The 23,367-nt window shown below is 73.2% G+C and carries 19 protein-coding genes and 1 riboswitch; of the genes, 10 read left to right on the top strand and 9 right to left on the bottom strand.

The window, feature by feature from the left end:
- The first annotated feature begins 257 nt into the window (after positions 1–257).
- Entirely contained in the window at positions 258–1,772 is a 1,515-nt protein-coding gene (locus ACSTA4_RS11900) for a PucR family transcriptional regulator (protein WP_444963572.1), read from the top strand.
- A gap of 80 nt (positions 1,773–1,852) precedes the next feature.
- On the opposite strand, the gene dop is transcribed toward ACSTA4_RS11900, so the two are convergent.
- On the bottom strand, positions 1,853–3,370 hold the full coding sequence (dop, locus tag ACSTA4_RS11895) for a depupylase/deamidase Dop (protein WP_444963571.1): 1,518 nt from the start codon (positions 3,368–3,370) through the stop codon (positions 1,853–1,855).
- Positions 3,371–3,642: 272 nt separating this feature from the next.
- On the opposite strand from dop, the gene ACSTA4_RS11890 reads away from it, so the two are divergent.
- Entirely contained in the window at positions 3,643–3,978 is a 336-nt protein-coding gene (locus tag ACSTA4_RS11890) for an STAS domain-containing protein (protein ID WP_444963570.1), read from the top strand.
- Positions 3,979–4,067: 89 nt separating this feature from the next.
- On the opposite strand, the gene ACSTA4_RS11885 is transcribed toward ACSTA4_RS11890, so the two are convergent.
- From ACSTA4_RS11885 to ACSTA4_RS11875, 3 genes are all read right to left on the bottom strand, one after another.
- Positions 4,068–5,336, bottom strand: a complete 1,269-nt coding sequence (locus tag ACSTA4_RS11885) for a hemolysin family protein (RefSeq protein ID WP_444963569.1) — start codon at positions 5,334–5,336, stop codon at positions 4,068–4,070.
- A 262-nt stretch (positions 5,337–5,598) separates the two neighbouring features.
- Positions 5,599–7,368 carry a proteasome ATPase gene (gene arc / locus ACSTA4_RS11880; protein WP_212640354.1) on the bottom strand — a complete coding sequence of 590 codons (1,770 nt, stop codon included), beginning with the start codon at positions 7,366–7,368 and terminating at the stop codon, positions 5,599–5,601.
- A 361-nt stretch (positions 7,369–7,729) separates the two neighbouring features.
- Positions 7,730–8,794, bottom strand: coding sequence for a tRNA (adenine-N1)-methyltransferase (locus tag ACSTA4_RS11875; RefSeq protein ID WP_444963568.1), 1,065 nt, complete (start codon positions 8,792–8,794; stop codon positions 7,730–7,732).
- 191 nt (positions 8,795–8,985) lie between these two features.
- Here ACSTA4_RS11875 and ppgK point away from each other — a divergent pair, with 191 nt between their 5' ends.
- Positions 8,986–9,750, top strand: coding sequence for a polyphosphate--glucose phosphotransferase (gene ppgK, locus ACSTA4_RS11870; protein ID WP_444963567.1), 765 nt, complete (start codon positions 8,986–8,988; stop codon positions 9,748–9,750).
- A 20-nt stretch (positions 9,751–9,770) separates the two neighbouring features.
- Here the strand turns inward: ppgK and ACSTA4_RS11865 are convergent, their stop codons facing one another.
- Entirely contained in the window at positions 9,771–10,181 is a 411-nt protein-coding gene (locus tag ACSTA4_RS11865) for a DUF2000 family protein (RefSeq protein WP_444963566.1), read from the bottom strand.
- Positions 10,182–10,312: 131 nt separating this feature from the next.
- Between ACSTA4_RS11865 and ACSTA4_RS11860 the strand changes: the two genes are divergently transcribed.
- Positions 10,313–11,215 (top strand): AraC family ligand binding domain-containing protein, encoded by a 903-nt coding sequence (locus tag ACSTA4_RS11860; protein ID WP_444963565.1) that lies wholly within the window; start codon positions 10,313–10,315, stop codon positions 11,213–11,215.
- Here ACSTA4_RS11860 and ACSTA4_RS11855 read toward each other — a convergent pair.
- Positions 11,141–11,506 (bottom strand): hypothetical protein, encoded by a 366-nt coding sequence (locus ACSTA4_RS11855; RefSeq protein ID WP_308211635.1) that lies wholly within the window; start codon positions 11,504–11,506, stop codon positions 11,141–11,143. The genes ACSTA4_RS11860 and ACSTA4_RS11855 overlap by 75 nt on opposite strands.
- Before the next feature lie 208 nt (positions 11,507–11,714).
- Between ACSTA4_RS11855 and ACSTA4_RS11850 the strand changes: the two genes are divergently transcribed.
- The gene (locus ACSTA4_RS11850) at positions 11,715–12,998 is read left to right on the top strand and encodes a helix-turn-helix domain-containing protein (protein WP_444964151.1); all 1,284 of its coding nucleotides are present in this window, start codon (positions 11,715–11,717) and stop codon (positions 12,996–12,998) included.
- A gap of 32 nt (positions 12,999–13,030) precedes the next feature.
- Positions 13,031–13,504 carry a hypothetical protein gene (locus tag ACSTA4_RS11845; protein WP_444963564.1) on the top strand — a complete coding sequence of 158 codons (474 nt, stop codon included), beginning with the start codon at positions 13,031–13,033 and terminating at the stop codon, positions 13,502–13,504.
- A 6-nt stretch (positions 13,505–13,510) separates the two neighbouring features.
- Here ACSTA4_RS11845 and ACSTA4_RS11840 read toward each other — a convergent pair whose 3' ends face one another.
- Positions 13,511–14,575, bottom strand: a complete 1,065-nt coding sequence (locus ACSTA4_RS11840) for a site-2 protease family protein (protein WP_444964150.1) — start codon at positions 14,573–14,575, stop codon at positions 13,511–13,513.
- A gap of 221 nt (positions 14,576–14,796) precedes the next feature.
- Between ACSTA4_RS11840 and ACSTA4_RS11835 the strand changes: the two genes are divergently transcribed.
- The 4 genes from ACSTA4_RS11835 to ACSTA4_RS11820 all read left to right on the top strand — a co-directional run bounded on the left by ACSTA4_RS11835 (position 14,797) and on the right by ACSTA4_RS11820 (position 18,535).
- Entirely contained in the window at positions 14,797–15,618 is an 822-nt protein-coding gene (locus ACSTA4_RS11835) for a RecB family exonuclease (RefSeq protein WP_444963563.1), read from the top strand.
- A gap of 41 nt (positions 15,619–15,659) precedes the next feature.
- On the top strand, positions 15,660–16,352 hold the full coding sequence (locus tag ACSTA4_RS11830) for a response regulator (RefSeq protein ID WP_444963562.1): 693 nt from the start codon (positions 15,660–15,662) through the stop codon (positions 16,350–16,352).
- Between the two features lie 378 nt (positions 16,353–16,730).
- Positions 16,731–18,161: a threonine/serine exporter family protein gene (locus tag ACSTA4_RS11825; protein WP_249351938.1), complete on the top strand. Its 1,431-nt coding sequence runs from the start codon at positions 16,731–16,733 to the stop codon at positions 18,159–18,161.
- Positions 18,162–18,346: 185 nt separating this feature from the next.
- Positions 18,347–18,535 (top strand): DUF5999 family protein, encoded by a 189-nt coding sequence (locus ACSTA4_RS11820; protein ID WP_013152513.1) that lies wholly within the window; start codon positions 18,347–18,349, stop codon positions 18,533–18,535.
- Positions 18,536–18,663: 128 nt separating this feature from the next.
- Here the strand turns inward: ACSTA4_RS11820 and ACSTA4_RS11815 are convergent, their stop codons facing one another.
- Both ACSTA4_RS11815 and gcvP read right to left on the bottom strand, forming a co-directional pair.
- Positions 18,664–19,932: a tetratricopeptide repeat protein gene (locus ACSTA4_RS11815; protein ID WP_444963561.1), complete on the bottom strand. Its 1,269-nt coding sequence runs from the start codon at positions 19,930–19,932 to the stop codon at positions 18,664–18,666.
- A gap of 254 nt (positions 19,933–20,186) precedes the next feature.
- Entirely contained in the window at positions 20,187–23,081 is a 2,895-nt protein-coding gene (gene gcvP, locus ACSTA4_RS11810; protein ID WP_444963560.1) for an aminomethyl-transferring glycine dehydrogenase, read from the bottom strand.
- Between the two features lie 98 nt (positions 23,082–23,179).
- A riboswitch (glycine riboswitch) is annotated at positions 23,180–23,269 on the bottom strand.
- Positions 23,270–23,367: the final 98 nt, after the last annotated feature.

Below are 23,367 nucleotides of genomic sequence, written 5' to 3'. Positions count from 1 at the left end.
AACCGGGTCGTCCGGTCGGCGGGCGCCGCGGACCGGCACCGCGGACCGGCGCGGCTCCGCCGTGGCGGGGCCCGCCCGCGGTCGGCGGCCTTCGCCGCCGACACGTCGCGGACGGGCGCCACCGCGGGCCGCAGCCCGTGGTTCGGGTGTTGTTGTGACCGTAGACACTCCCCGGCCGTCCACGCCGGGACGGTGTGCACCGGACAAGCTGTTACACATGTGCACAGTGCACAATCCGCGAGGCGGGAGGAGGGGCGTTGGCGATCACGGTCCGCGACATCACGGCCGACCCGGACCTGGAGGTGCGGGTGGCGGCGGGCCGGTCCGGCCTGGACCGGGCGATCCGCTGGGCGCACGTGATCGAGCTGCACGACCCCGTGCGCTGGCTGCGCGGCGGGGAACTGGTGCTCACGGTCGGGCTGGGGCTGGGCGCCGACGAGCGGGCGCGCCGCGCCTACGTGCGCCGACTGCACGGGGCCGGGTGCGTCGGCCTGGGGATGGCCGTGGACGTGTGGCGGCGCGAGGTTCCGCCCGAGGTGCTGGAGGAGGGCGACGCCCTGGGCCTGCCGATCCTGCGCGTGGAGGGCGAGACCCCCTTCGTCGCGGTGGTGGAGGCGGTGGCCGACCACTACGCGGCCGAGCGCACGCGCGAACAGCACCGGGTGCTCACCGCGCAGGACGCGATGGCGCGCGCGTCGCTGCGCTCGGGCCCGGCCGGGGTGATGGGCGAGCTGTCCTCGGCCACCTCGGGGGCGTCGCTGCTGCTGGACCGCAACGGGATGACGAGCGCGGCCGTGCCCGACACCGAACCCCCCTGGCACGCGCTGGTGCGCTCGGCCCTGGCGGGGCGCCCGCGCGGGATGACGGTGCTGGCCGACGGGGAGGCGAGCGTCCTCCTCCAGACCCTGGGCCCCGCGGGCCGGACGCTGGGCTGGCTGGCGCTGCGCTGCCCGTCCCCGGTGACGCCGCACGTGCGGATGCTCGCCAACCACGCGGCCTCACTGCTGGCGGTGGACCTGCTGCACTCGCGCGACGCCCGGCGGGCGCTGTACCGCGAACGCGCCCCGGTCCTGCTCGCCGCGGTGACGGGACGGCCCCGGGTGCCGCCGCCCCTGCCCGCCCCGCCCTGGGAGGTGGTGTGCCTGCGCACCCCCTCGCCCGGCCGGCTGCTGGACCGCGCGGCGGACGCGCTGACCGACGTGCTCGGCGACACCGGTGCCGCGCGCAACGGCGGCCTGTGCCCCCTGGAGGACGTGCTGGTGGCGGTCCTGCCCGACAGCGGGGGCGCGCCGCGCCCGGGCAGGCGCCTGTTCGAGGCGCTGTCCGCCCCGGACGGGGGCCCGGTCGCGGCCGGGGCCTGCACCGCCCGGGGACCCGACGACCTGTCCTCGGCCGTGGAGCGGGCGCGCCAGGCCGCGACGGAGGGGTACCGGCACGTGGACGAGACCGACGCCTGGGCGCTGCTGCGCTCGGCGGTCCCGGCCGAGGGGGCGCGCGCCTTCGACCAGGCGGTCCTGGGCAGGCTGCGCGCCCACGACGCCCGCAACGGCACGGAGCTGGCGCACACCCTGCGCCACTACCTGGACAACAGCGCCCAGGTGGAGGCGACCGCCCGGGACCTGGGCGTGCACCGCAACACCCTGCGCTCGCGGCTGCGCGCCGCCGAGCGGGTCATGGGCCGCCGCCTGGACGAGCCCCGCACCCGCCTGGAGCTGTGGACCGCCCTGAGCCTGGAGCCCGTCCGCTGCCACGACGGCACCTGGCACACCTGAGGCGCCCCTCCGCCGACCGGGACGCGGGCCCCGGGCGGCGGGCGGGCGCACACGGCCCCGGGGCCTCGGCGCCCGCCGGGTCAGCGGCCCCCGGTGAGCACCGCCACCAGGTCGGCCGCGGTCGGGGAGGCGTCCAGCAGCTCCCCCACGTGCTCCTTGGTGCCCCGGCGCGGCTCCAGGGTCGGCACCCGCTGGAGCGAGTCGTAGCCCGGCAGATCGAAGATCACCGAGTCCCAGGAGGCGGCGGCCACCTCGTCGGCGTACTTGGCCAGGCAGCGCCCGCGGAAGTAGGCGCGCGTGTCCTCCGGCGGCTCGGTGACCGCCCGGTCCACCCGCGCCTCCTCCAGCAGGCGCTTCATCCGCCCGCGCGCCACCAGCCGGTTGTAGATGCCCTTGTCCGCCCGCACGTCGGAGTACTGCAGGTCCACCAGTTGCAGGCGCGGGTGCGACCACTCCAGGGAGTCCCGGGAGCGGTAGCCCTCCAGCACCTTGAGCTTGGCCACCCAGTCCAGCTCGTCGGCCAGGCTCATCGGGTCGGCGCCCAGCCGGTCGAGCACCGACTCCCAGCGGTCCAGGACGTCGGCGGTGTCGGGGTCCACGTCGGTGCCGAAGCGGTCCTCCACGTACTTGCGGGCCTGGTCCAGGTACTCGCACTGGAGTTCCAGCGCGGTCATCCGCCGCCCGTCGCGCAGCCGCACCCGGTGGGTGAGGCCGGGGTCGTGCGAGACCTCCCGAAGGTCGGCCACCGGGGTCTCCAGGGACAGGTCCGCGCTCAGGAACCCGTCCTCGATCATCGACAGGACCAGCGCCGTCGTCCCCAGCTTGAGGTAGGTGGAGATCTCGCTCATGTTGGCGTCGCCGATGATGACGTGCAGCCGCCGGTACTGGTCGGGGTCGGCGTGCGGTTCGTCCCTGGTGTTGATGATGGGGCGCTTGAGGGTGGTCTCCAGCCCCACCTCGACCTCGAAGAAGTCGGCGCGCTGGGAGATCTGGAACCCGCTGCCCTGCCCGTCGGAGCCGATGCCGACCTTGCCCGCCCCGCACACCACCTGGCGGGAGACGAAGAACGGGATCAGGTGCCGGACGATGTCGCCGAACGGCGTCGACCGGTGCATCAGGTAGTTCTCGTGGCAACCGTAGGAGGCGCCCTTGTTGTCGGTGTTGTTCTTGTAGAGCTGGATCGGCTCGATGCCCGGGGTGGCCCCCGCCCGCGCGGCGGCGTCGGCCATCACCCGCTCCCCCGCCTTGTCCCACAGCACCGCGTCGCGCGGGTTGGTGACCTCGGGCGCCGAGTACTCGGGGTGGGCGTGGTCCACGTACAGGCGGGCGCCGTTGGTGAGGATGACGTTGGCCAGGCCCAGGTCCTCGTCGGTGAGCTGCGTGGGATCGGCGACCTCACGTGCCAGGTCGAAGCCGCGCGCGTCGCGCAGCGGGTTCTCCTCCTCGAAGTCCCAGCGGGCACGCCGCGCCCGGGCCGCCGAGGCGGCCAGATAGGCGTTGACCACCTGGGTGGAGGTGACCATCGCGTTGGCCCCGGGGTTGCCTGGTACGGAGATCCCGTACTCGGTCTCGATACCCATAATCCGCCGCACACTCATGGTGAGAGGTTATCCACCGAGGCGTGGTCTTGAACGCTTCCGCGCCAATTGTGGCCCAAGTGCCGTGTTCTGGGGCGTTGCGCGGTACCGCGGCGCGCCGTTCCCTCGCAGGTCACGGCACACGAGGACCTGCTTCCGGCGGTCGCGGGTTTCCTCCCTCCAAGAGCGGGTAGCAGGGCACGGCAGGGTGGAGGCTCCCGTGCCCGCACCTGTCCGCCTGCGCGGCAGGCCCCCTCCTCCCCACCCGCCAACACACCCGGGGAAAGCCACTCATGACCGTCACACCCGTGTCCCGGCCCGTACGCGTGCTGACCACTCCGCGCGAGATCGACCTGAGCGTGCGCGACCACCTCACCCGGGGCCTGGAAAGAGCCGTGACGTGCGAGCCCGGGCACGTGATCGTGGACATGTCCTCGACCACCTTCTGCGACTCCTCCGGTCTCAGCGCACTGGCTCGGGCGCTGCGCCGCGCCTCCGCCAGCGGTTCGACGATGAGCGTGGTCGTGTCCCACCGGAGTGTGCGCCGCGTCTTCGACCTGGTGGGCCTGGAGAAGGCCGTTCCCCTCTACACGAGCCTGGGGGAGGCCCGGGCGGCCGCGAGCGGGTGACGGGCCCGCTTTCCGAAGGGCGGCCCACACGGCGCCCTCCGGAAGCGGGTGAGGCAGCGGTACGGCGCGTCCGTGCGGGCCGCGCGGTGTCAGGTCGCGGCGGGGTACATGGTCACCTGGGTGACGGTGCGCCCGTTGGCCTGGTCGATCCTGGCCTTCCAGGAGTTCAGCACCACCTCCTCCCCCGGCTCCCGGGGGATGTGGCCCAGCACGGCGATGACCAGTCCGGCGACGGTGACGTAGTCCCCCTCGGGCAGGTCGTCCAGATGGACGTCGATGTCGGGCAGGTCGTGCACGGGATAGGTCCCGGGCAGGGTGAAGGACCCGTCGGCGTTGCGGGCCACGGTGCGGATGTCGGAATCGGTCTCGTCGTAGATCTCCCCGACGATCTCCTCCAGCAGGTCCTCCAGGCTCACGATGCCGTCGACGCCGCCGACCTCGTTGATGACCACGCCCAACTGCTGGTGTTCGGCGATCATGCGGCGCAGGGCCAACGACACCACCAGGGAATCGGGCAGGAGCAGCGGTTCGCGGGCCAGCTCCCCGGCGTCGGACTCACCGCGCACCAGGTCGGACCAGTGCACGACGCCGAGCACGTCGTCCAGGTCGTCGTCGTTCACCACCGGGGCCCGGGAGTGCCCGTGTTCGGCGAGCATCTGCGCCGCCTGGGCCGCGGGCGTGCGGGCGGGGATGGTGAACACCTCGCCACGGGGGACGACGACCTGGCGCAGGCGCCGGTCGTCGATCTCGAAGGCCCCGGAGATGATGGTGCGCTGCTCCCGGGTCATGCCCCGCTGGGTGGCGAGCATGTCGCGCAACTCCTCCTCGCTGACCTCCTCCTTGGCCGCGGAGGGGTCACCGCCCGTCAGGCGCACCACGAGGTTGGTGGAGACGCTCAACAGCCACACCACGGGGCGGGAGAGCATGGCGAGCAGGTCCAGCGGCCGGGCGACCAGCACCGCCCACGTCTCGGCCCGCTGCATGGCGATGCGCTTGGGCGCCAGTTCACCGAAGACCAGTGTGACGAAGGACAGGAGCACCGTGACCAGGACGATCGCCACCGGGCTGGCGGCCGAGCCCAGGAAGCCCAGGGGCTCGATGAGGGGCTGGGCCAGGGACACGGCCGCGGTGGCCGAGGCCAGGAAGCCCGCGAGGGTGATGCCGATCTGGATGGTGGCCAGGAAACGGTTGGGGTCCCGTGCCAGGCGAGCCACCGCACGGCCGCCGGGCCCCCGTGCCGCCAACTGTTTGATCTGCCCTTCCCTGAGGGTGATCAGGGCGATCTCGCTCCCCGCGAACAGGGCGTTGACGAGAACGAGGACAAGGACGAGGCCGAGTTGAACCCCGTAGCTTTCCATAACTGCTGTCGTCTCCGATGCTGTAGTGCTCCGGCCCGATCCGTTCGGGCCGTGGCACCAGAGCCTCTCACAACCCCGCCCGGGGACCGCCCCCGGCTTGTCGGCCGGATTCGGGCGGATGTCGGCAGGGACGTTCCTCGGCCCGCTCGGACCCCGAAAAAGCGCCATCACCCTGCCATCACGGGGACCGGAGACGAACGGTACGAGAAGGGGCCGACCGGTGGTCCGGTCGGCCCCTCAGAGCGCTCCTACAGCCGTGTTCCTACAGGTACTGGCCGGTGTTGGGCACCGTGTCGATGCTCCGCCCGGAGTCCGCGCCCTTCTTGCCCGTGACCAGGGTCCGGATGTAGACGATGCGCTCGCCCTTCTTGCCGGAGATGCGCGCCCAGTCGTCGGGGTTGGTGGTGTTGGGCAGGTCCTCGTTCTCGCTGAACTCGTCGACGCAGGCCTGCATCAGGTGCGAGACCCGGATGCCCTTGGACTGCTGGTCGATGAAGTCCTTGATCGCCATCTTCTTGGCCCGGGAGACGATGTTCTCGATCATCGCGCCGGAGTTGAAGTCCTTGAAGTACAGGACCTCCTTGTCACCGTTGGCGTAGGTGACCTCCAGGAAGCGGTTCTCCTCGCCCTCGGTGTACATGCGCTCCACGACCCGCTGGATCATGGCGTCCACCGTGGCCCTGGCCGAACCGCCGTGCTCGACGAGGTCCTCGTCGTGCAGCGGCAGGTCCGTGGTGATGTACTTGCCGAAGATGTCGCGGGCCGCCTCGGCGTCGGGCCGCTCGATCTTGATCTTGACGTCCAGGCGGCCGGGCCGCAGGATCGCCGGGTCGATCATGTCCTCGCGGTTGGAGGCGCCGATGACGATGACGTTCTCCAGGCCCTCCACACCGTCGATCTCGCTCAGGAGCTGGGGCACGATCGTGTTCTCCACGTCGGAGGACACACCCGAGCCGCGGGTGCGGAAGATCGAGTCCATCTCGTCGAAGAAGACGATGACCGGGGTGCCCTCGGAGGCCTTCTCCCGTGCGCGCTGGAAGACCAGGCGGATGTGCCGCTCGGTCTCGCCCACGTACTTGTTGAGCAGCTCGGGGCCCTTGATGTTGAGGAAGAAGCTCTTGCCGACGTCGCGGCCGGTGCGCTCGGCGACCTGCTTGGCCAGCGAGTTGGCGACCGCCTTCGCGATGAGCGTCTTACCGCACCCGGGAGGGCCGTAGAGCAGCACGCCCTTGGGCGGGCGCAGCTGGTGCTCGTAGAAGAGCTCCTTGTACAGGTAGGGCAGCTCGACCGCGTCGCGGATCATCTCGATCTGCCCGGAGAGGCCGCCGATGTCGGTGTAGGCGATGTCGGGGACCTCTTCGAGGATGAGCTCCTCGACCTCGGACTTGGGGATGCGCTCGTAGACGTAGCCAGAGCGCGGCTCCAGCAGCAGCGAGTCGCCGGGGCGGATCGCCTGGTCGCGCAGCGGCTCGGCCAGGCGGACGATCCGCTCCTCGTCGTGGTGGGAGATCACCAGGGCGCGCTCGCCGTCCTCAAGGATCTCCTTGAGCATGACGACCTCGCCGACGGTCTCGAAGGACTCCACCTCGACGACGTTGAAGGCCTCGTTGAGCATGACCTCCTGGCCGGGGCGCAGGTTGTCCAGGTCCACCGAGGGACTGACGTTGACCCGCATCTTGCGGCCGTTGGTGAAGATCTCGACGGTCTCGTCCTCGCGCGAACCGAGGTAGACGCCGAAGCCCGACGGCGGCTGGGCCAGCCGGTCGACCTCCTCCTTGAGCGCCACGATCTGCTCGCGCGCCTCCTTCAAAGTGGAGACGAGCCGTTCGTTCTGGCCGTTGGCGGCGGCGAGGTTGGCCTGTGCCTCCCTCAGCCGCTCCTCCAGCAGGCGTACATGCCGGGGCGAATCGGCGAGCTTGCGCCGAACAACGCTGAGTTCCTTTTCCATGTAGGAGACCTGGGCCGTGAGTTCTTCGACTTCACGGTCCCGGTCGCTCTGACGCTCGTCGTCGCGCTCAGCCACGTCCGCCACCTCCCTATGAGGAACTACATCGGAGCCTACCTACCCTCGCCCTATTCCTAACCTCCCAAGGCCACAGAGTGTCGTAGGCCTCATTTCCAGGTCTTGCGTCAGTACAGGTCAGAGTGCTACCGGATGACCCGACGTAATGAGAACGTAACCTCTGGGTCCGGCCGCGGGCAAGGAGTCCGCCCCCTTCGGGCGATCCCTCCCCGCGCACGTCAGCGGACCCGCCCGCACACGCCGGAGCCCGCCCGGGCGGGTCCCCGTGGGGACCGCGCCGAGGACGCACGGTGAGGAGCGGCGTGCGGCCTACGCGGGCGGGCTCAGAAGGGCGGGCTCAGAAGACGGGCTCGGGTGAGGGGCCGCGGACTCAGCCGTCGGCGCCGTCCCGCGGGGCCTGCGAGTCGGCGGCGCCCTCCGGGGCCCGCGGGCCGGAGGCGTCGGCCGCCCCGACGGTCCCACCGTCACCGCGGGGCGCCTCGGGAACCGCCGCGTCGGTGGCCAGCGCCCGGACCTCCTCGGCCGGGACCGCCTCCCCCGCTCCGTCCGCGCGCCGGTCCTGCTCGCGCGCGGCGGTGAAGTCCTTGCCGTAGGCGCCCTTGGCCGGACGGCGGCGGCGCTCGGGGGCCTCGGCCCCGTCGGCCAGGCGGCGCGCGACCACCAGGAAACCGGTGTGCCCGATCATGCGGTGGTCCGGGCGCACCGCCAGGCCCTCCACGTGCCAGGTGCGCAGCATGGTCTCCCACGAGCGCGGCTCGTAGAAGCGGGGGTCCTCGCGCAGCTGCTCCACCACGCGCGAGAGCTGGGTGGTGGTGGCGACGTAGCAGCACACCAGCCCGCCCGGGATGAGGGCGTCGGCGACCGCGTCCAGGCACTCCCAGGGCGCGAGCATGTCCAGGAAGACGCGGTCGACGTCGGTCTCGTCCAGCTCCTCCACCAGGTCGCCGACGGTGAGCTTCCAGGCCGGATGCGGACCGCCGTGGAACCTCTCCACGTTCTTGCGGGCGATCTCGGCGAAGTCGGCGCGGCGCTCGTAGGAGTGCACCATGCCGTTCTCACCGACCGCGCGCAGCAGCCAGTTGGACATGGCCCCCGAGCCCGCCCCGGCCTCCACCACGCGCGCGCCGGGGAAGATGTCGGCCTCCACGAGCACCTGGGCGGCGTCCTTGGGGTAGACGATGGTCGCGCCCCGCTTCATCGACAGGGTGTAGTCGATCAGCAGGGGGCGCAGCGCCACGTAGGCCGTGCCGGTGTTGGAGCGCACCACACTGCCCTCGGGCTGTCCGATGAGGTCGTCGTGGTCGACCTTGCCCTTGTGGGAGTGGAAGGCGGCGCCCTCTCGCAGGGTGATGGTGTGCATGCGACCCTTGGGGTCGGTCAACTGCACGGTGTCGCCGTCGGTGAAGGGGCCGCGGCGGCCATGGATACCGGTCAACGTCGCTCTCGTCTTCCCACGTCGCTATTGGTTGGCAGGGCGATCGCCCAGGGTATCGGCCCCCCGGTACCGCGGCGAACGCGCACGGGGCGCCCGCGCGTGCGAAATCCCCGCCCCCAGGGCAGTATTCAGCCTGACGGGCCCCTGACAGCGCCCGACCACCACACGAGGACCACGGGAGAAGACGACCCATGTCACAGCTGACCACGGGGCTGGGAATCGACATCGGCGGCAGCGGGATCAAGGGCGCGCCGGTCGACCTGACCACCGGCGAGTTCCTCAAGGAGCGGACGAAGGTCCTCACCCCCGACCGCTCCGACCCCGAGGCGGTGGCCGAGATCGTGCACGGGATCGCCGAGCACTTCCCCGAGGCGGCGGGCATGCCCCTGGGCGTGACCTTCCCCGGCGTGGTGCAGGGCGGCGTGGTGCGCACCGCGGCCAACCTGGACAAGAGCTGGATCGACACCGACGCGCGGTCGCTGTTCGCCGAGGCCACCGGCCGCCCGGTGCGCGTGCTCAACGACGCCGACGCCGCCGCCGTGGCCGAGACCCGCTACGGCGCGGCCAAGGACGTGCCGGGGGTGGTGCTGATGACCACCCTGGGCACGGGGATCGGCACCGCCCTGGTGGTGGACGGGCGCCTGGTGCCCAACACCGAGTTCGGGCACCTGGAGATCGACGGCCACGACGCCGAGACGCGGGCCTCCTCGGGCGCCAAGGAACGCGAGGAGCTGTCCTACCGCGAGTGGGCGACCGAGCGGCTCCAGCGCTACTACCGGGTCGTGGAGGACCTGCTGTGGCCGGACCTGATCGTGGTCGGCGGCGGGGTCAGCCGCAAGGCGGAGAAGTTCCTGCCGCTGCTGGACATCCGCACGCCCGTCGTGGCCGCCTCGCTGCTCAACACGGCCGGGATCGTCGGCGCCGCCCTGGCCGCCGCCGAGTCCGAGGCGGGCTGAGGCGGCCCGGGCGGCCGGACCTAGGAGTGCGGGCGCAACCCCCTGAGCGCCTTGTCCACGTCCGCCCTGGGCCCGTGCACGGCCACGCCCACCAGGTCCAGGTCCGCGGCGGCCACCCCGCGCACGGCGGCGCGGTTGTCGTCGTCGTTGCCGGTGGCGAACAGCTGCTCGGTGTACAGCGCGGCGGCCAGGCCCCGAGAGCGGGCGCGCTCCAGCGTGCGGGCCAGCGTGCGCGCGTCGGCCCCGTAGACCAGGACGGGTTCGCGGAACATCGCGAGGTAGGTGTTGCCCGAGGCGTCCTCGTAGGGCCTGCCCATGGAGCCGGGACGTGCGTGCGCGACGCCGCTGCTGAGGAAGGCCGTGACGTTGAGCTTCTGCCAGGGTGCCAGGTCCTCGCGCACGGCGACGGCGATCTTGGTGTCGAAACGCATGGGTGCGAGGATGCCGCGCCCGCGGCACCGCCGTCTTGGACGCTGGTGCGCGCGGGTGGCGCCCTGGCTCGCGTGAACGGGTGCCCGCCCGCGGCTACCGCCCGGGGCCGCGGGCGGCGGACAATGGAGGCGTGACAGGGGACTGGGCCAGGTACTGGCGTTCGCCCGACCGGCCGCTGGAGGCGATGCACGCCCACTTCGAGCGGCACGCCTACCACCGGCACAGCCACGACGCGTACTCGTTCGGGGTGACCGAGTCGGGCGTGCAGGCGTTCAACTGCCGGGGCGGCGCGCACGCGAGCGTGTCCGGGACGGTGCTGGCCTTCAACCCGGACGACCCGCACGACGGACACGCCGGAGCCGAACCGGGGTTCACCTACCGGATCGTGCACATCGGACCGGAGCTGGTGCGGGAGGTGCTGGCCGACGCCGCCGAGGGCCGGGCCGCACTGCCGCTGTTCGCCGACCCGCTGGTGGGGGACCCCCGCCTGGCCCGGGCGCTGCTGGGGCTGCACTCGGCGCTGTGGCGGGGCAGTCCGCGGCTGGCCGTGGACGAGGCCCTGCGCGGCGCGGTGGTGGCGATGGCCCGCCGCGGGGCGGTCGGACGGCCGGCGCTGGCGCCGGTGTCTGACCCGGACGCGTCGCGGGTGGCGGCCCGGGTGGAGGCGGTGCTGCGCGAGCGGTTCACCGAGGACGTGGGCGCCGGCGAACTGGCCGCGGCGGCGGGCCGGAGCCGGTTCGCGGTCTACCGGGCCTTCCGCGCGGTGCGGGGGATGGCGCCCAGCGAGTACCAACGGCAGCTGCGGCTGCGGCGGGCCCGCGAACTGATCGCGGCGGGGGTGCCGCTGTCGGAGGCCTCGGCGCGCTCGGGGTTCACCGACCAGAGCCACCTGACACGGTGGTTCGGCCGCTCCTACGGGATCACGCCGGGGGCCTTCCGCGCGGCGGACCGCCCCCGCTCAGCCCTCGCCGACGGACAGGGACAGGGCGACCACGATCCGCCGCGCGGCGGCGGAGGTGTGCGCCACCGGTGAGATGGGCACACCCGCCAGCGCCGTGGGCAGCCCGTCCTGGAGCGGCCAGCGCATCCACCACCACAGGTCCCCGCGGTGGGGCCGCAGCAGGGCGCGGTGGGGCCGGGCGCGGGGACCGGCGTCCACCGCCCCGCACGACCCGTCCTCACGGGCCTCCACCCCGCGTGAGCGCAACTCGGCGACCAGCCCGCGCAGGGCGAGGTTCGTCAGCTCCACGCGGTCCACCAGCCCGGCCGTACCCGGGTCACACCTCAGGCTCGGACTCCCCGCCGGCGGGGTCTCAACGGTCAACGGGACTCCCCTCCCCTTCCCAGACGCCTCTGGGACCAACGACCCTTGCACTCTGCCGTATCCGGAAGGAAAACCGCCGGTCCTATGCGGATCACGCATACGTACTTCTTTCTTACACATAGCCACCAGCGGCGCCCGGAGTCCCTAACCTAAGCTCATGCCCCAACCAGACGGCGTTCTTCCAGCGGACCTGTGGACACGTCCCCGCATGGCGGGTGCCCTGGCCACCTGCGACATGGCGACGGTCATCGAGGGAGTGCGCGCGGCGCACGGCTGGTCCCAGGGTGACCTCGCCCGCGCGATCGACTACTCCCAGAGCTGGGTCTCGCGCGTGGTCAACGGCCAGCAGTCGCTGACCATCAGCCAGGTACACGACCTCGCCCGACGCCTGGACATCCCGCTGCACCTGCTGCGTTTCGGCGGCACCGCGCCCCAGGCCCGTCCCGCAGAGAAGGGGGTGGACACCACGAGGCGCCGCGACTTCGGACGCGCGGTGGCCGCGGGAGCCCTGCTCACCGCCACCACCGCCACCACCGGTGCGGCTCCGGCCCCGGTGGCGTCGGACCCGTGCCCCGACACCGTCAACGAGACGACCGCGCACTCCCTGCGCGCCATCACCGGGGGCCAGCGCCGCATGGACGCCACCTCCCCCTCCCGCCACCTGCTGCCCAGTGCTGTGGCGCACGTGCATCTGGCCGAGCACATGCGTGGGCAGGCGCACGGGACGCCGTTCCACGGCGAGTTGAGCGCCGCGGCCAGCGAGGCCTCCGGCTTCGCCGCCTGGCTGCACGCCGACCGGGGAGACATGGGATCGGCCAGGGCGCACTACCGCACCGCCGTGACGCGCGCCCGCCAGGCGGACATGCGCCTGCTCGACGTGTACATGCTGGGCTCCCTGGCCGCCTTCGAGACCGACACCGCCGAGGACCACCACCTGGGCCTGGGGCTGGTCCAGGAGGCCGAACGCGTCCTGGGCCCGGCCGCCCACCCCACCGCGCGCGCCTGGCTGGCCTGCGTGGGGGCGCTCGCGCACGCCGGGAACGGGGACGGCACGGCGGCCGCCCGCGCCCTGGGCCGGGCGGAGCGGGAGGTGGCCCGCTCCGCCAACACCGACCCGCCCTGGCCGTGGGTGTTCGCCTTCGACGAGGCCAAGGTCGCCGGCTACCGCGCCCGGGTGGGCGTGCGGCTGCGCCAGCCGCACGACGCCCGGCGGGCCTTCTCCGAGGCCTTCGCGCCCCACGGGGGCAACCCCAAGCAGTCCGCGGTCCTCCAGGTGGAACTGGCCTCGGCGCACGCCGAGGCGGGGGACGTGGACGAGGCCTTCCGCCTGGTCAACGAGGCGCTGAACACGGGCGTGCGCTACGAGTCCGAGCGGATCATCGGCCGGGTCCGGGCCTTTCGCCGCCGCTACTCGGGAACGCGGGCGCGCTGCGCGGCCGCCCTGGACGACCGGCTCCTGTCCCTGGTGAGGGGCGCCGCCGCACAGGGGTAGGAAAACCGCGAAGCGACCATCAGGGAGGTCCCGTGATCCACATCGCGGTCACCGGTCACCGCGACCTGGCCCCGGAGGTGCGACGCACCGTCACCGCTCTGCTCACCGCCCACCTGGAGCCCTACGGCTGCGAGATGGTGGGCCTGTCCTGCCTGGCCGACGGCGCCGACGCCGTCTTCGCCCAGACGGTCGTCGCCGCCGGAGCCCCGCTGGAGGCGGTCATCCCCGCCTCCGGCTACCGCGAGGCGCTGCCCGAGGAGCACCACCCCGTCTACGACCGCCTCCTGCGACGGGCCGTCCTCGTGCACACGCTGCCCCACACCGAGTCCACGCCCGAGGCGCACCTGGAGGCCGGAAGGCTGCTCGTACGGCGCTGCGACCAGCTCGTGGCCGTCTGGGACGGCCAGCCCGCGCGCGGCCCCGGCGGCACCGCCGACGTGGTGGCCTACGCGCGCTCGCTCTTTCGCCCGGTCTCGGTGCTGTGGCCCGAGGGCGCCCGCCGCTGACCCGGTTCAGCGTCCGTCCGAGACCACCGCGTTGACGTCCGCGGCCCTGAGCACCCCGCGCACCCCGCCGACCTCGTCCACCACCACGTACTCCGGCAGCGGATGCCCCGTCAGCTCCCGCAGCAACTCCTCACCCTCCAACCCCACCGGCACCAGAGAATGCTCGGTCACCGCCCGGGACACGCTCGACACCGGCACCCACGCCCGGCGCTCCGGCTCGATCGCCCCGGCCGCCGCCGGGTGCACCACCGCCGTGGGAGCGCCCTGGGCGTCGGTCACCACGACCTCCACCGCCTCCGCCTCCCGCGCCCGGCGCTCGGCCTCGGCCAGCGGCGTGTCGGCCGACACCGTCACCGAGGGCCGGGCCAGGTCCCGGGCACGCAGACGCGGGATGCGCTCACGCACCCGGGCGGAGCGCAGCGCGTCGGAGGCGCCCATCCACATGAAACCGCCCAGGACGAAGCCCCACACCACGCTCCACGGGCTGAGCCGTCCACCCGCCCACCACGTGATCAGGAACGGCAGCGCCACCACCAGCAGCGCCAGCACCCGACCGCCCCAGGCCGCGGCCACACTCCCCGCGAAGGGCCGACCCGTCACCTTCCACACACCGGCGCGCAGCAGCCGCCCGCCGTCCAGCGGAAGCCCCGGCAGCAGGTTGAACGCGCCCACCAGCAGGTTGGCGATCCACAGCTGGAACAGCAGCTCACCCACCACCGTGCGCGGCTCGGTGAACAGGTACAGACCGAACCCGCCCGCCGCCAGCAGCAGGGAGAACAGCGGACCGGCGAACGCGATCCAGAACTCACGCCCCGGCGTGGGCGCCTCGCGCTCGATCTCGGAGACCCCGCCCAGCACGTACAGCACGATGCGCCGGACCGGCAGGCCGTACATGCGCGCGACCACCGCGTGCGCCAGCTCGTGCACCAGCACCGACGCGTAGAGCAGCACGGCGAAGACGAAGGCCAGCAGGTAGGCGGCCGGCCCCAGCGCCAGGCGCCCCTGGACCACGCCGCCGTAGACCAGGGTGATCAGCGCCGCGACGATCAGCCACGAGGAGGTCACGTACACGGGGATGCCGAAGGGGCGGCCGATCAGTAACCCCGGTCTGGCGGAACGCTCGCGGGGTCTGGGCGCGGATGGGTCACTACCGGTCGTCACACCCCCAGCCTACGGCCCGCCCGCCCCGACCCCGCGGTGCCCACGAACGTGCTCCGCGCCGCACCGCCCGCCCGTCCACAGGCCGCCCTCTCCCCTCGCGGCCTGTCGCGACCTTCTCATAGGCTCGATCCATGACCACCGCGCTCCTCCCGTCCGCCCTCTCCCCCTCCCGGGCCTCCGACTTCCTCCAGTGCCCGCTGCTGTTCCGCTTCCGCACCATCGACCGCCTCCCCGAGGCGCCCAGCGCGGCGGCCCTGCGCGGCACCCTCGTCCACGCCTGCCTGGAGCGCCTGTACGAGCTGCCCGCCGAGTCGCGCAACCCGCGCAACGCCGTCGGCCTCGTCGAGCCCCAGTGGAAGAAGCTGCGCGAGAGGAAGCCCGAGCTGGACGAACTGTTCGCCGACGACGCCGAGCGCGACACCTGGCTGGAGTCCGCCCGCGACCTGGTCCGCCGCTACTTCGACCTGGAGAACCCCACCGCCCTGGAGCCCCGCGACCGCGAGATGCGCCTGGACGTGTCCCTGCCCACCGGCCTGCGGCTGCGCGGCTACGTGGACCGCATCGACGTCACCCCCTCCGGCCAGATCCGGATCGTGGACTACAAGACCGGCAAGTCCCCCGCGCCCCGCTTCGAGGACAAGGCCCGGTTCCAGATCTTCTTCTACGCGGTCATGATCTGGCGCGACCTCGGCGTCGTCCCCACCCGCCTCCAACTCGTCTACCTGGGCGGCGACGGAGCAGTGCGCTGGTACGACCCCACCGAGGACGAACTCCGGGCCGCGGAGACCGAGATCGCCGACATCTGGGCGCGGATCGAGGCCGCAGGACGCGCCGGGGTGTGGGAGCCCCGCAGGAGCAAGCTCTGCGGCTGGTGCGAGCACCAGGCGCTGTGCCCGGAGTTCGGCGGCACCCCGCCGCCCCTGCCCGCGCCGACGGACCGCCCGCGCGGGTGACCCCGCCCGCGCGCCGTCCGGGATACGGCACAATTCCCCCTGTGCCCGTCTCAGTACTGCTGGTCGACGACCAGCCCCTCGTCCGCGCCGGTTTCCGCATGATCCTGGAGTCCGCCCCGCACCTGTCCGTCGTGGGCGAGGCCTCCGACGGCCGCGAGGCGGTCCGAGCGACCCGCAGCCTGCTGCCCGACGTCGTCCTCATGGACGTGCGCATGCCCGGCATGGACGGGATCGAGGCCACCCGGCAGATCGTGTCGTGGGCGCGGCCCCTGGGCCACCGGGTGCGGGTCCTGGCGCTGACCACCTTCGACCTGGACGAGTACGCCGTCGAGGTGCTGCGCGCGGGCGCCTCCGGGTTCCTGCTCAAGGACGCGCCGCCCGCCGAACTCGTCTCGGCCGTCGAGGTGGTCGCGGACGGGGCGGCGGCCGTCTCCCCCACCGTGCTCAACCGCCTGCTCGACCGCTTCGCACCGCTCCTGCCCTCCGCCTCCCCCGGCGCCGAACCCGCCGGGGACACCCTGACCGCCCGCGAACACGAGGTCCTGCGCCTGCTCGCGCGCGGGTGGTCCAACGCCGAGATCGCCGCCCACCTGGTCCTGGGCGAGACCACCGTCAAGTCCCACGTCGGCAGCATCCTCACCAAGCTGGAACTGCGCGACCGGGTCCAGGCCGTGGTCTACGCCTACGAGCACGGCCTGGTCCGCCCCGGCGAGCGCGACAACGGCCCCGGCTGACACCGCCGACCCGCGTTCCGGGAGGACCTGGCCACCAGGTGCCGCGCCCCCTGCCCCCGACACGCGCACCGGGCCACCAGGTTCACCGGCCTGCGCCGACACACGGCCCCGGCGCGCCAGGCCCCGCCCCGCCGGGGCTGCGGCCCGATCAGGTCCCGGCCCCGACCCCCCGCGCACGGGCCCCGGGCGCGGCGCCGAGGACCCCGGCGCGTCGCTGTGGACGGGCCCCCGGCCTTGACAGGATGATCCGGTGATCGAACTCACCGGCCACGAACCCCGTTCCGGGCGAACCCCGCCCCCGGGGGCCGCGTCCCCTCATGGGTTGTCCACAGCACGCCGGTCACCACGGGTACAGGCGGGGAGGAGACGGAGACAGGAATGCCAAGCAAGCGGGAGCGGCCCGTGCCCCCGAGCGAGGACCGCCTGCTCAGCAGGATGCGGGACTGGCGGGAGGCGCACGAGCGGGAGCTGACCCCGGACGGCTTCGACGAGACCGAGGACGTCAACCTCCCCGACGCCCGCGCCATCGACCTGGTGCTGCGGGTGGGCGAGCTGATGCTCGCCAGCGGAGAGGGCACGGAGGCCGTCAGCGAGGCGATGCTCAGCCTCTCGGTCGCCTTCGACCTGCCCCGCTCGGAGGTCTCGGTCACCTTCACCACCATCACCCTGTCCACCCACCCCGGGGGCGAACACCCCCCGATCACCGGCGAACGTGTGGTGCGCCGCCGCACCCTGGACTACTTCCGCGTCAACGAACTGCACACCCTGGTGCAGCAGTGCGCGCTCGGCCTGCTGGAACTGGAGGACGCCACCGCCCGCCTGACCCAGATCAGGCGCGCCCGCATGCCCTACCCCAACTGGCTCATCGCGGTCGGGTTCGGCCTCATCGCCTCCAGCGCGAGCCTCATGGTGGGCGGCGGACTGATCGTGGCGACCGCGGCCTTCCTGGCCACCGTCATGGGCGACCGCACGTCGGTGTTCCTGGCCAAGCGTGGCGTCGCGGAGTTCTACCAGATGGCGGGCGCGGCGGTGGTGGCCGCCACGATCGGCGTGGCGCTGCTGTGGGCCAGCACCACGCTGGACCTCGGCCTCCAGGCCGGGGCGATCATCACCGGCAACATCATGGCCCTGCTGCCCGGACGCCCGCTGGTCTCCAGCCTCCAGGACGGCATCAGCGGCACCTACGTCTCGGCGGCGGCACGCCTGCTGGAGACCTTCTTCATCCTGGGCGCGATCGTGTCCGGCGTGGGCGCGGTCGCCTACACCGCCCAGCGCCTGGGCGTGAGCATCAACCTGGAGGACCTCCCCTCCGCGGGAACCTCGATGGAGGTCCCCGTGCTGATCGGCGCGGCGGGGATCGCGGTCGCCTTCGCGATCTCGCTCGCCGTACCGCCCCGGATGCTGCCGATGATCGGCGTGCTCGGCGTGATGATCTGGGTGATCTACGCGAGCATGCGCGACCTGCTGCACGTGCCCGCGGTGGTGGGCACGGTCGCGGGCGCGGTCGCGGTGGGCGTGGTGGGCCACTGGCTGGCGCGGCGCACGCGCAGACCGGTGCTGCCCTACCTGGTCCCGTCGATCGCCCCGCTGCTGCCCGGCAGCATCCTGTACCGGGGCCTGATCGAGATCACGCAGGGCGACCCCTCAGCCGGGCTGCTCAGCCTCGCGGAGGCGGTCACGGTGGGCCTGGCGCTGGGCGCTGGGGTCAACCTCGGCGGCGAGCTGGTCAGGGCCTTCCAGCACGGCGGACTGGCCGGCGCGGGGATGCGCAGCCGCCCGGCGGCGCGCCGGACACGCGGCGGGTACTGAGTTCCTCGTGTCCGAGGCCGGACAGGGCAGAACCATTGCTGGCCTGGGGGTGTCTCACTTACCGAGAGCGGACGACAGCGGCGGGGCGAACACATCCGTGTTAAACCGCGACAAGCATGTGATGTGAACCACTACTCTTGGCGTCAGCTCAACGACGAGCACCTCTGGACCGAAAGGCCTGTCCCATGTGCAGCCACGAACCTGCCTGCCCGTCCTTCGAGGACACCGACCGCGAAGCGGCCCGGGTCGTCTCCAGCCACCCCGAACAGGGCTGGAGCCTGCTCTGCAACGGTGTCGTCCTCTTCGACGACACCGGTGAGCTGCTTCCCGACGGGGCGGTCGTCGCCCCGCACCGGCCCCGCGTCGCCGCCTGACGCCCGACCGCACCGACACACCCCGGCCGCGAGGCCGACGTACCCCGCCCGGCAAGCACCCCCGGGCGGCGACGTGTCCCCCGACGGCCCCCGGTGACCGCGCGAGCGCCGGGGCCCGTCCCCGGCCCTCACTCCCGGACCGGGTCGGGCCACCCCTCCGGCAGCACGTCCTGGCCCCCCATCGCCTCACTCAGCCGACGCCGGAAGTCGGCGTGCACACCGGGCCCCCACACCAGTCCGCTCGGCGTGCGCAGCGCCTGCTCCATGGCGGCCCGCAGCGCCGCCGGGCGCGCCTCCCCCTCGGCCACCGGCAGCGCCAGCAGGGCGTGCATCTGGGTGACCACGGCGAACAGCTCCCCCGCCAGCGCGGGCGCGCTCGCGGTCGCCGCGGCCTCCTCCAGGTAGGGGTCCCACCACGCCTCCCCGGCCCCGCCGTCCCCGTCCTCCTCGGGCGCGGCGAAGCCCCTGCGCAGCCTCCGGCGCACCTGCCCCGCGGTGTCCTGGTCCCGGCCCCCCAAGCCCAGCCGCCAGACCCGCTCGGCCGCGCCGGGGTCCCCGCGCAGGGCCAGCAGCCCCGCCAGGAGTTCCACGGCCGCGGCGAAGGTGCCCGGCTCGGCCCCCGGCCCCTCGGCGTCCTCGGAGACCGCGTCCGGGTCCGGGTCCACGATGGCGCCGACGTCGGCGATGGCGTGCTCCAGGTGGGCGGCGGCGCGCAGCAGGCGCAGACCGGGATCGTCCGCGACCGACAGGCCGCGTTCGACCGCGGCCGCGGCGGCGCCCGGCAACCCCCGACCCAGCAGGCGTTCGGCCAGGTCCCGGGAGGCGTCCACGACGGTGGCGGCGTGCAGGCGGCCGAGCGAACCGGGATCGGGCGGCAGGGCCAGCGCCGCCTCCCAGTGCTCCTCGGCCCCGCCGGTGTCGCCGCGGCCCTCGGCGGAGCGGGCCAGCCCGTAGTGCGCCACCGCCGTGTAGTCGGAGCCGCCCAGGTCGAGCAGGCGGTGCCAGACGCGGTCGGCCTCGGCGTGGTCGCCGTCCTGTTCGAGGGAGAGCGCCAGGTGGTAGGCGGCGCGCGGGGCGTAGCGCGGGTCGCCGGTGGCCAGGGCGCGGCGGGCGGCCTCACGGGCGGCGGCCAGGTCGCCCCGCTGGTCCTCGACCACGGCCAGGCCGAGCAGGGCTCGGGCCTGCACCCGCGGGTGGGGGTTGGCGGCCACCGCCTGCTGGTAGAGCCTGGCCGCGCGTTTGAGGTGGCCGCTCCCGGCGAGGTCCTGGGCCTGGTCGCACAGTTCGGCGGCGCCCTGCCCGGTCGGCGCCTCGGCCTCGTCCGTGTCCCGGGGATCGGTGGCCGGGGGCGGGTCGGCGGGGCCAGAGCGCGCGGAAGGTCCGGACGTCGTGGTCATGGTCTCCGCTTTCCATGGGGGTGGCGGGGTGGCGGTCCGCGTGGTGGGAACGCGATCCGTGTCGCCGCAACTCTAACGCCTGCGGCGGCCGGGGACCGGGGCCCGCGCCGCGGCCGTGGGCACCGCCCCGTTCCCCGCCCCTCTCCTGACGGGCGTGGAGAACAAAACGGACTTTTACGACGTAGATCTCCAAAGGGACAGAAGAAGGGGCGCCGGTCCTCGGACCGGCGCCCCTCACCGCGGCCCGGGCCGCCCTACAACTCGAAGGCCTCCGGCGGCGGGCAGGAGCAGACCAGGTTGCGGTCCCCGTAGGCCTGGTCGATCCGGCCGACCGGCGGCCAGTACTTGTCCGTGCGCAGCGACGCCAGCGGGTAGGCCGCCTCGGCGCGCGTGTAGCCGTGCGACCACTCGTCGGCGGTCACGGCCTCAGCGGTGTGCGGGGCGTTGCGCAGCGGGTTGTCCTGCGCGTCCCACTCCCCCGAGGCCACCTTGTCGATCTCGCCGCGGATCGCGACCATCGCCTCCACGAAGCGGTCCAGCTCGGCGAGGTTCTCGCTCTCGGTCGGCTCGACCATCAGGGTGCCGTTGACCGGGAACGACATCGTCGGCGCGTGGAAGCCGTAGTCCATGAGCCGCTTGGCGAGGTCCTCGTTGCTGATGCCGCTGGCCTTCTGGAGCGGGCGGATGTCCACGACGCACTCGTGCGCCACCAGGCCGCCCGCGCCGGTGTAGAGCACCGGGAAGTAGGGCTCCAGCCGCTTGGCCAGGTAGTTCGCCGACAGCACCGCGGTCTCGGTGGCCGAGCGCAGCCCCTCCTCACCCATCATGCGCACGTAGGCCCAGGAGATGGGCAGGATGCCCGCCGAGCCGAACGGGGCCGCCGAGACCGGGCCGACCCCCGTGTGCGGGCCCGCCTCGGGCTGGCCCGGGTGGTTGGGCAGGAAACCGGCCAGGTGCGAGCGGACCGCGACCGGGCCCACGCCCGGACCGCCGCCGCCGTGCGGGATGCAGAAGGTCTTGTGCAGGTTGAGGTGGCTGACGTCGGCCCCGAACTCGCCCGGCTTGGCCCAGCCCAGCAGCGCGTTGAGGTTGGCGCCGTCCACGTACACCTGGCCGCCCGCCTCGTGGACCAGGCGGCACACCTCGGTGACGGTGTCCTCGTACACGCCGTGCGTGGACGGGTAGGTGATCATGATGGCGGCCAGGTCGCCGGCGTGCTTGTCGGTCTTGGCGCGCAGGTCCTCCAGGTCGACGTTGCCGTTGTCGTCGCAGGCCACCACGGCCACGCGCATACCGGCCATCACGGCGCTGGCGGCGTTGGTGCCGTGCGCGGAGCTGGGGATCAGGCACACGTCGCGGTGGGCCTCGCCGCGCGAGCGGTGGTAGCCGCGGATGGCCAGCAGTCCGGCGAACTCGCCCTGGGACCCGGCGTTGGGCTGGAGGGACACCGCGTCGTAGCCGGTGACCTCGGCCAGCCAGGCCTCCAGCTGGCGGATGAGGGCCACGCTTCCGGCGGCCTGGTCCAGCGGCGCCAGCGGGTGCAGTCCGGCGAACTCGGGCCAGGTGACGGGCTCCATCTCCGCCGTGGCGTTGAGCTTCATGGTGCACGAGCCCAGCGGGATCATCGTGCGGTCCAGGGCCAGGTCGCGGTCGGAGAGGCGGCGCATGTAGCGCAGCAGCGAGGTCTCGCTGCGGTGGGTGCCGAACACCGGGTGGGTGAGGTAGTCCACCTGGCGGGCCAGCTCGGCGGGCAGGCGGTCGGCGTCCTCGTCCACGCTCAGGCGCACGCGCGAGGAGCCGCGCTCGGCCTCGCCGAAGGCGGCCAGGACCTTCTCCAGGTCGGCCTCGGTGGTGGTCTCGTCCACGCTCACGCCGACCGTGTACTCGTCCGCGGCCAGCAGGTTGTACCCGGCCTCCAGGGCGGACTCCACGACGCGGGCGGCGCTGGGCACGCGCACGCGCAGGGTGTCGAAGTAGGCGTGGTGCAGGACCTCGAAGCCGCGCTCGGCGAGGGCGTCGGCCAGGGCGGCGGTGCGGGTGTGCACCTGGCGGGCGATCGCACGCAGGCCGTCGGGGCCGTGGTAGACCGCGTACATCCCGGCCATGACGGCGAGCAGGACCTGCGCGGTGCAGATGTTGCTGGTGGCCTTCTCGCGGCGGATGTGCTGCTCGCGGGTCTGCAGCGCCAGGCGGTAGGCGGGCTTGCCCGCGTTGTCCACCGAGACGCCGACCAGGCGGCCGGGCAGCTGGCGGCGCAGCTTCTCGCCCACGGCCATGTAACCGGCGTGCGGGCCGCCGAAGCCGAGCGGGACGCCGAAGCGCTGGGTGGAGCCGACGGCGATGTCGGCGCCCAGGTCGCCGGGGCTGCGCAGCAGAGCCAGGGCCAGGATGTCGGCGGCCACCACCGCGAGGGCGCCGCGCTCGTGGGCCTGGGCGACGACCGGGCCCGGGTCGCGCACGGCTCCGCTGGAGGCCGGGTACTGCACCAGGACGCCGAAGGCGTCGCCCTCGGGCAGGCCCCGGGACAGGTCGGCGACCACGACCTCGATGCCCAGGGGTTCGGCGCGGGTGCGCAGCACGTGCAGGGTCTGGGGGAAGACGTCGGCGTCGACGACGAAGACGTCGGCCTTGCTCTTGGAGGCGCGGCGGGCCAGGGTCATGGCCTCGGCGGCGGCGGTGGCCTCGTCGAGCAGGGAGGAGCCCGAGACGGGCAGGCCGGTCAGGTCCGAGACCATGGTCTGGAAGTTGAGCAGGGCCTCCAGGCGGCCCTGGGAGATCTCGGGCTGGTAGGGCGTGTAGGCCGTGTACCAGGCGGGGTTCTCCATGATGTTGCGCAGGATGGCCGGCGGGGTGAGGGTGCCGTAGTAGCCCTGGCCGATCAGCGAGGTGCGCACCTGGTTGCGGGAGGCCAGGTCGCGCAGCTCGGCCAGGGCCTCGGCCTCGCTGAGCGCCGGGGGCAGATCCAGCGGCGCGCTGCGACCGGGGCCGGTGAGGATGGACTCGGGCACGGCGTCGGCCATGAGTTCGGCGGTGGAGCCGTAGCCGACCGCCTTGAGCATCTCCTGGACCTCGGCGGGCGTGGGGCCGATGTGGCGGTCGGCGAACACCCGGGCGGGCGCGCCCGGGGTGTGCACGGGCTGGTCTGGCACGGAGACCTCCTGGTGACAGGGCCGAGTCGGGTCGGCGGTGTTCCTCACGGTCTCCCCCTCTGTCACCGGGCACGAGGGTGCCCAGGCTTCAGAGCGGCCTCCTCCACGCGGTCCATGGTGCCTGAGAGGTTACTGGGGAGTATTGCCCCGTCGGCGCCCCGTTGCGGGGTCTCTCTCGCGCGGTGTCGACAGCCAGCTGACGATCTGTACGTGTGTACAAGCAGGGTGAATGTCGTTTTTCATCCCTGTTGTGACTACGACCGTACTCGATCGTCGCCTGGGGTAG

The sequence above is a fragment of the Nocardiopsis sp. M1B1 genome (assembly GCF_052466615.1).
Note: the sequence above shows the minus strand (reverse complement) of the source record. Positions and strands in the feature narration are given on the sequence as shown.

Bases quoted from the DNA above. Each gene is read 5' to 3' on its own strand.
- dop (WP_444963571.1), bottom strand. From the start codon at position 3,370: ATGAGTGTGCGGCGGATTATGGGTATCGAGACCGAGTACGGGATCTCC.
- ACSTA4_RS11890 (WP_444963570.1), top strand. From the start codon at position 3,643: ATGACCGTCACACCCGTGTCCCGGCCCGTACGCGTGCTGACCACTCCG.
- ACSTA4_RS11885 (WP_444963569.1), bottom strand. From the start codon at position 5,336: ATGGAAAGCTACGGGGTTCAACTCGGCCTCGTCCTTGTCCTCGTTCTC.
- ppgK (WP_444963567.1), top strand. From the start codon at position 8,986: ATGTCACAGCTGACCACGGGGCTGGGAATCGACATCGGCGGCAGCGGG.
- ACSTA4_RS11865 (WP_444963566.1), bottom strand. From the start codon at position 10,181: ATGCGTTTCGACACCAAGATCGCCGTCGCCGTGCGCGAGGACCTGGCA.
- ACSTA4_RS11850 (WP_444964151.1), top strand. From the start codon at position 11,715: ATGGCGGGTGCCCTGGCCACCTGCGACATGGCGACGGTCATCGAGGGA.
- ACSTA4_RS11835 (WP_444963563.1), top strand. From the start codon at position 14,797: ATGACCACCGCGCTCCTCCCGTCCGCCCTCTCCCCCTCCCGGGCCTCC.
- ACSTA4_RS11825 (WP_249351938.1), top strand. From the start codon at position 16,731: ATGCCAAGCAAGCGGGAGCGGCCCGTGCCCCCGAGCGAGGACCGCCTG.
- ACSTA4_RS11820 (WP_013152513.1), top strand. From the start codon at position 18,347: ATGTGCAGCCACGAACCTGCCTGCCCGTCCTTCGAGGACACCGACCGC.
- ACSTA4_RS11815 (WP_444963561.1), bottom strand. From the start codon at position 19,932: ATGACCACGACGTCCGGACCTTCCGCGCGCTCTGGCCCCGCCGACCCG.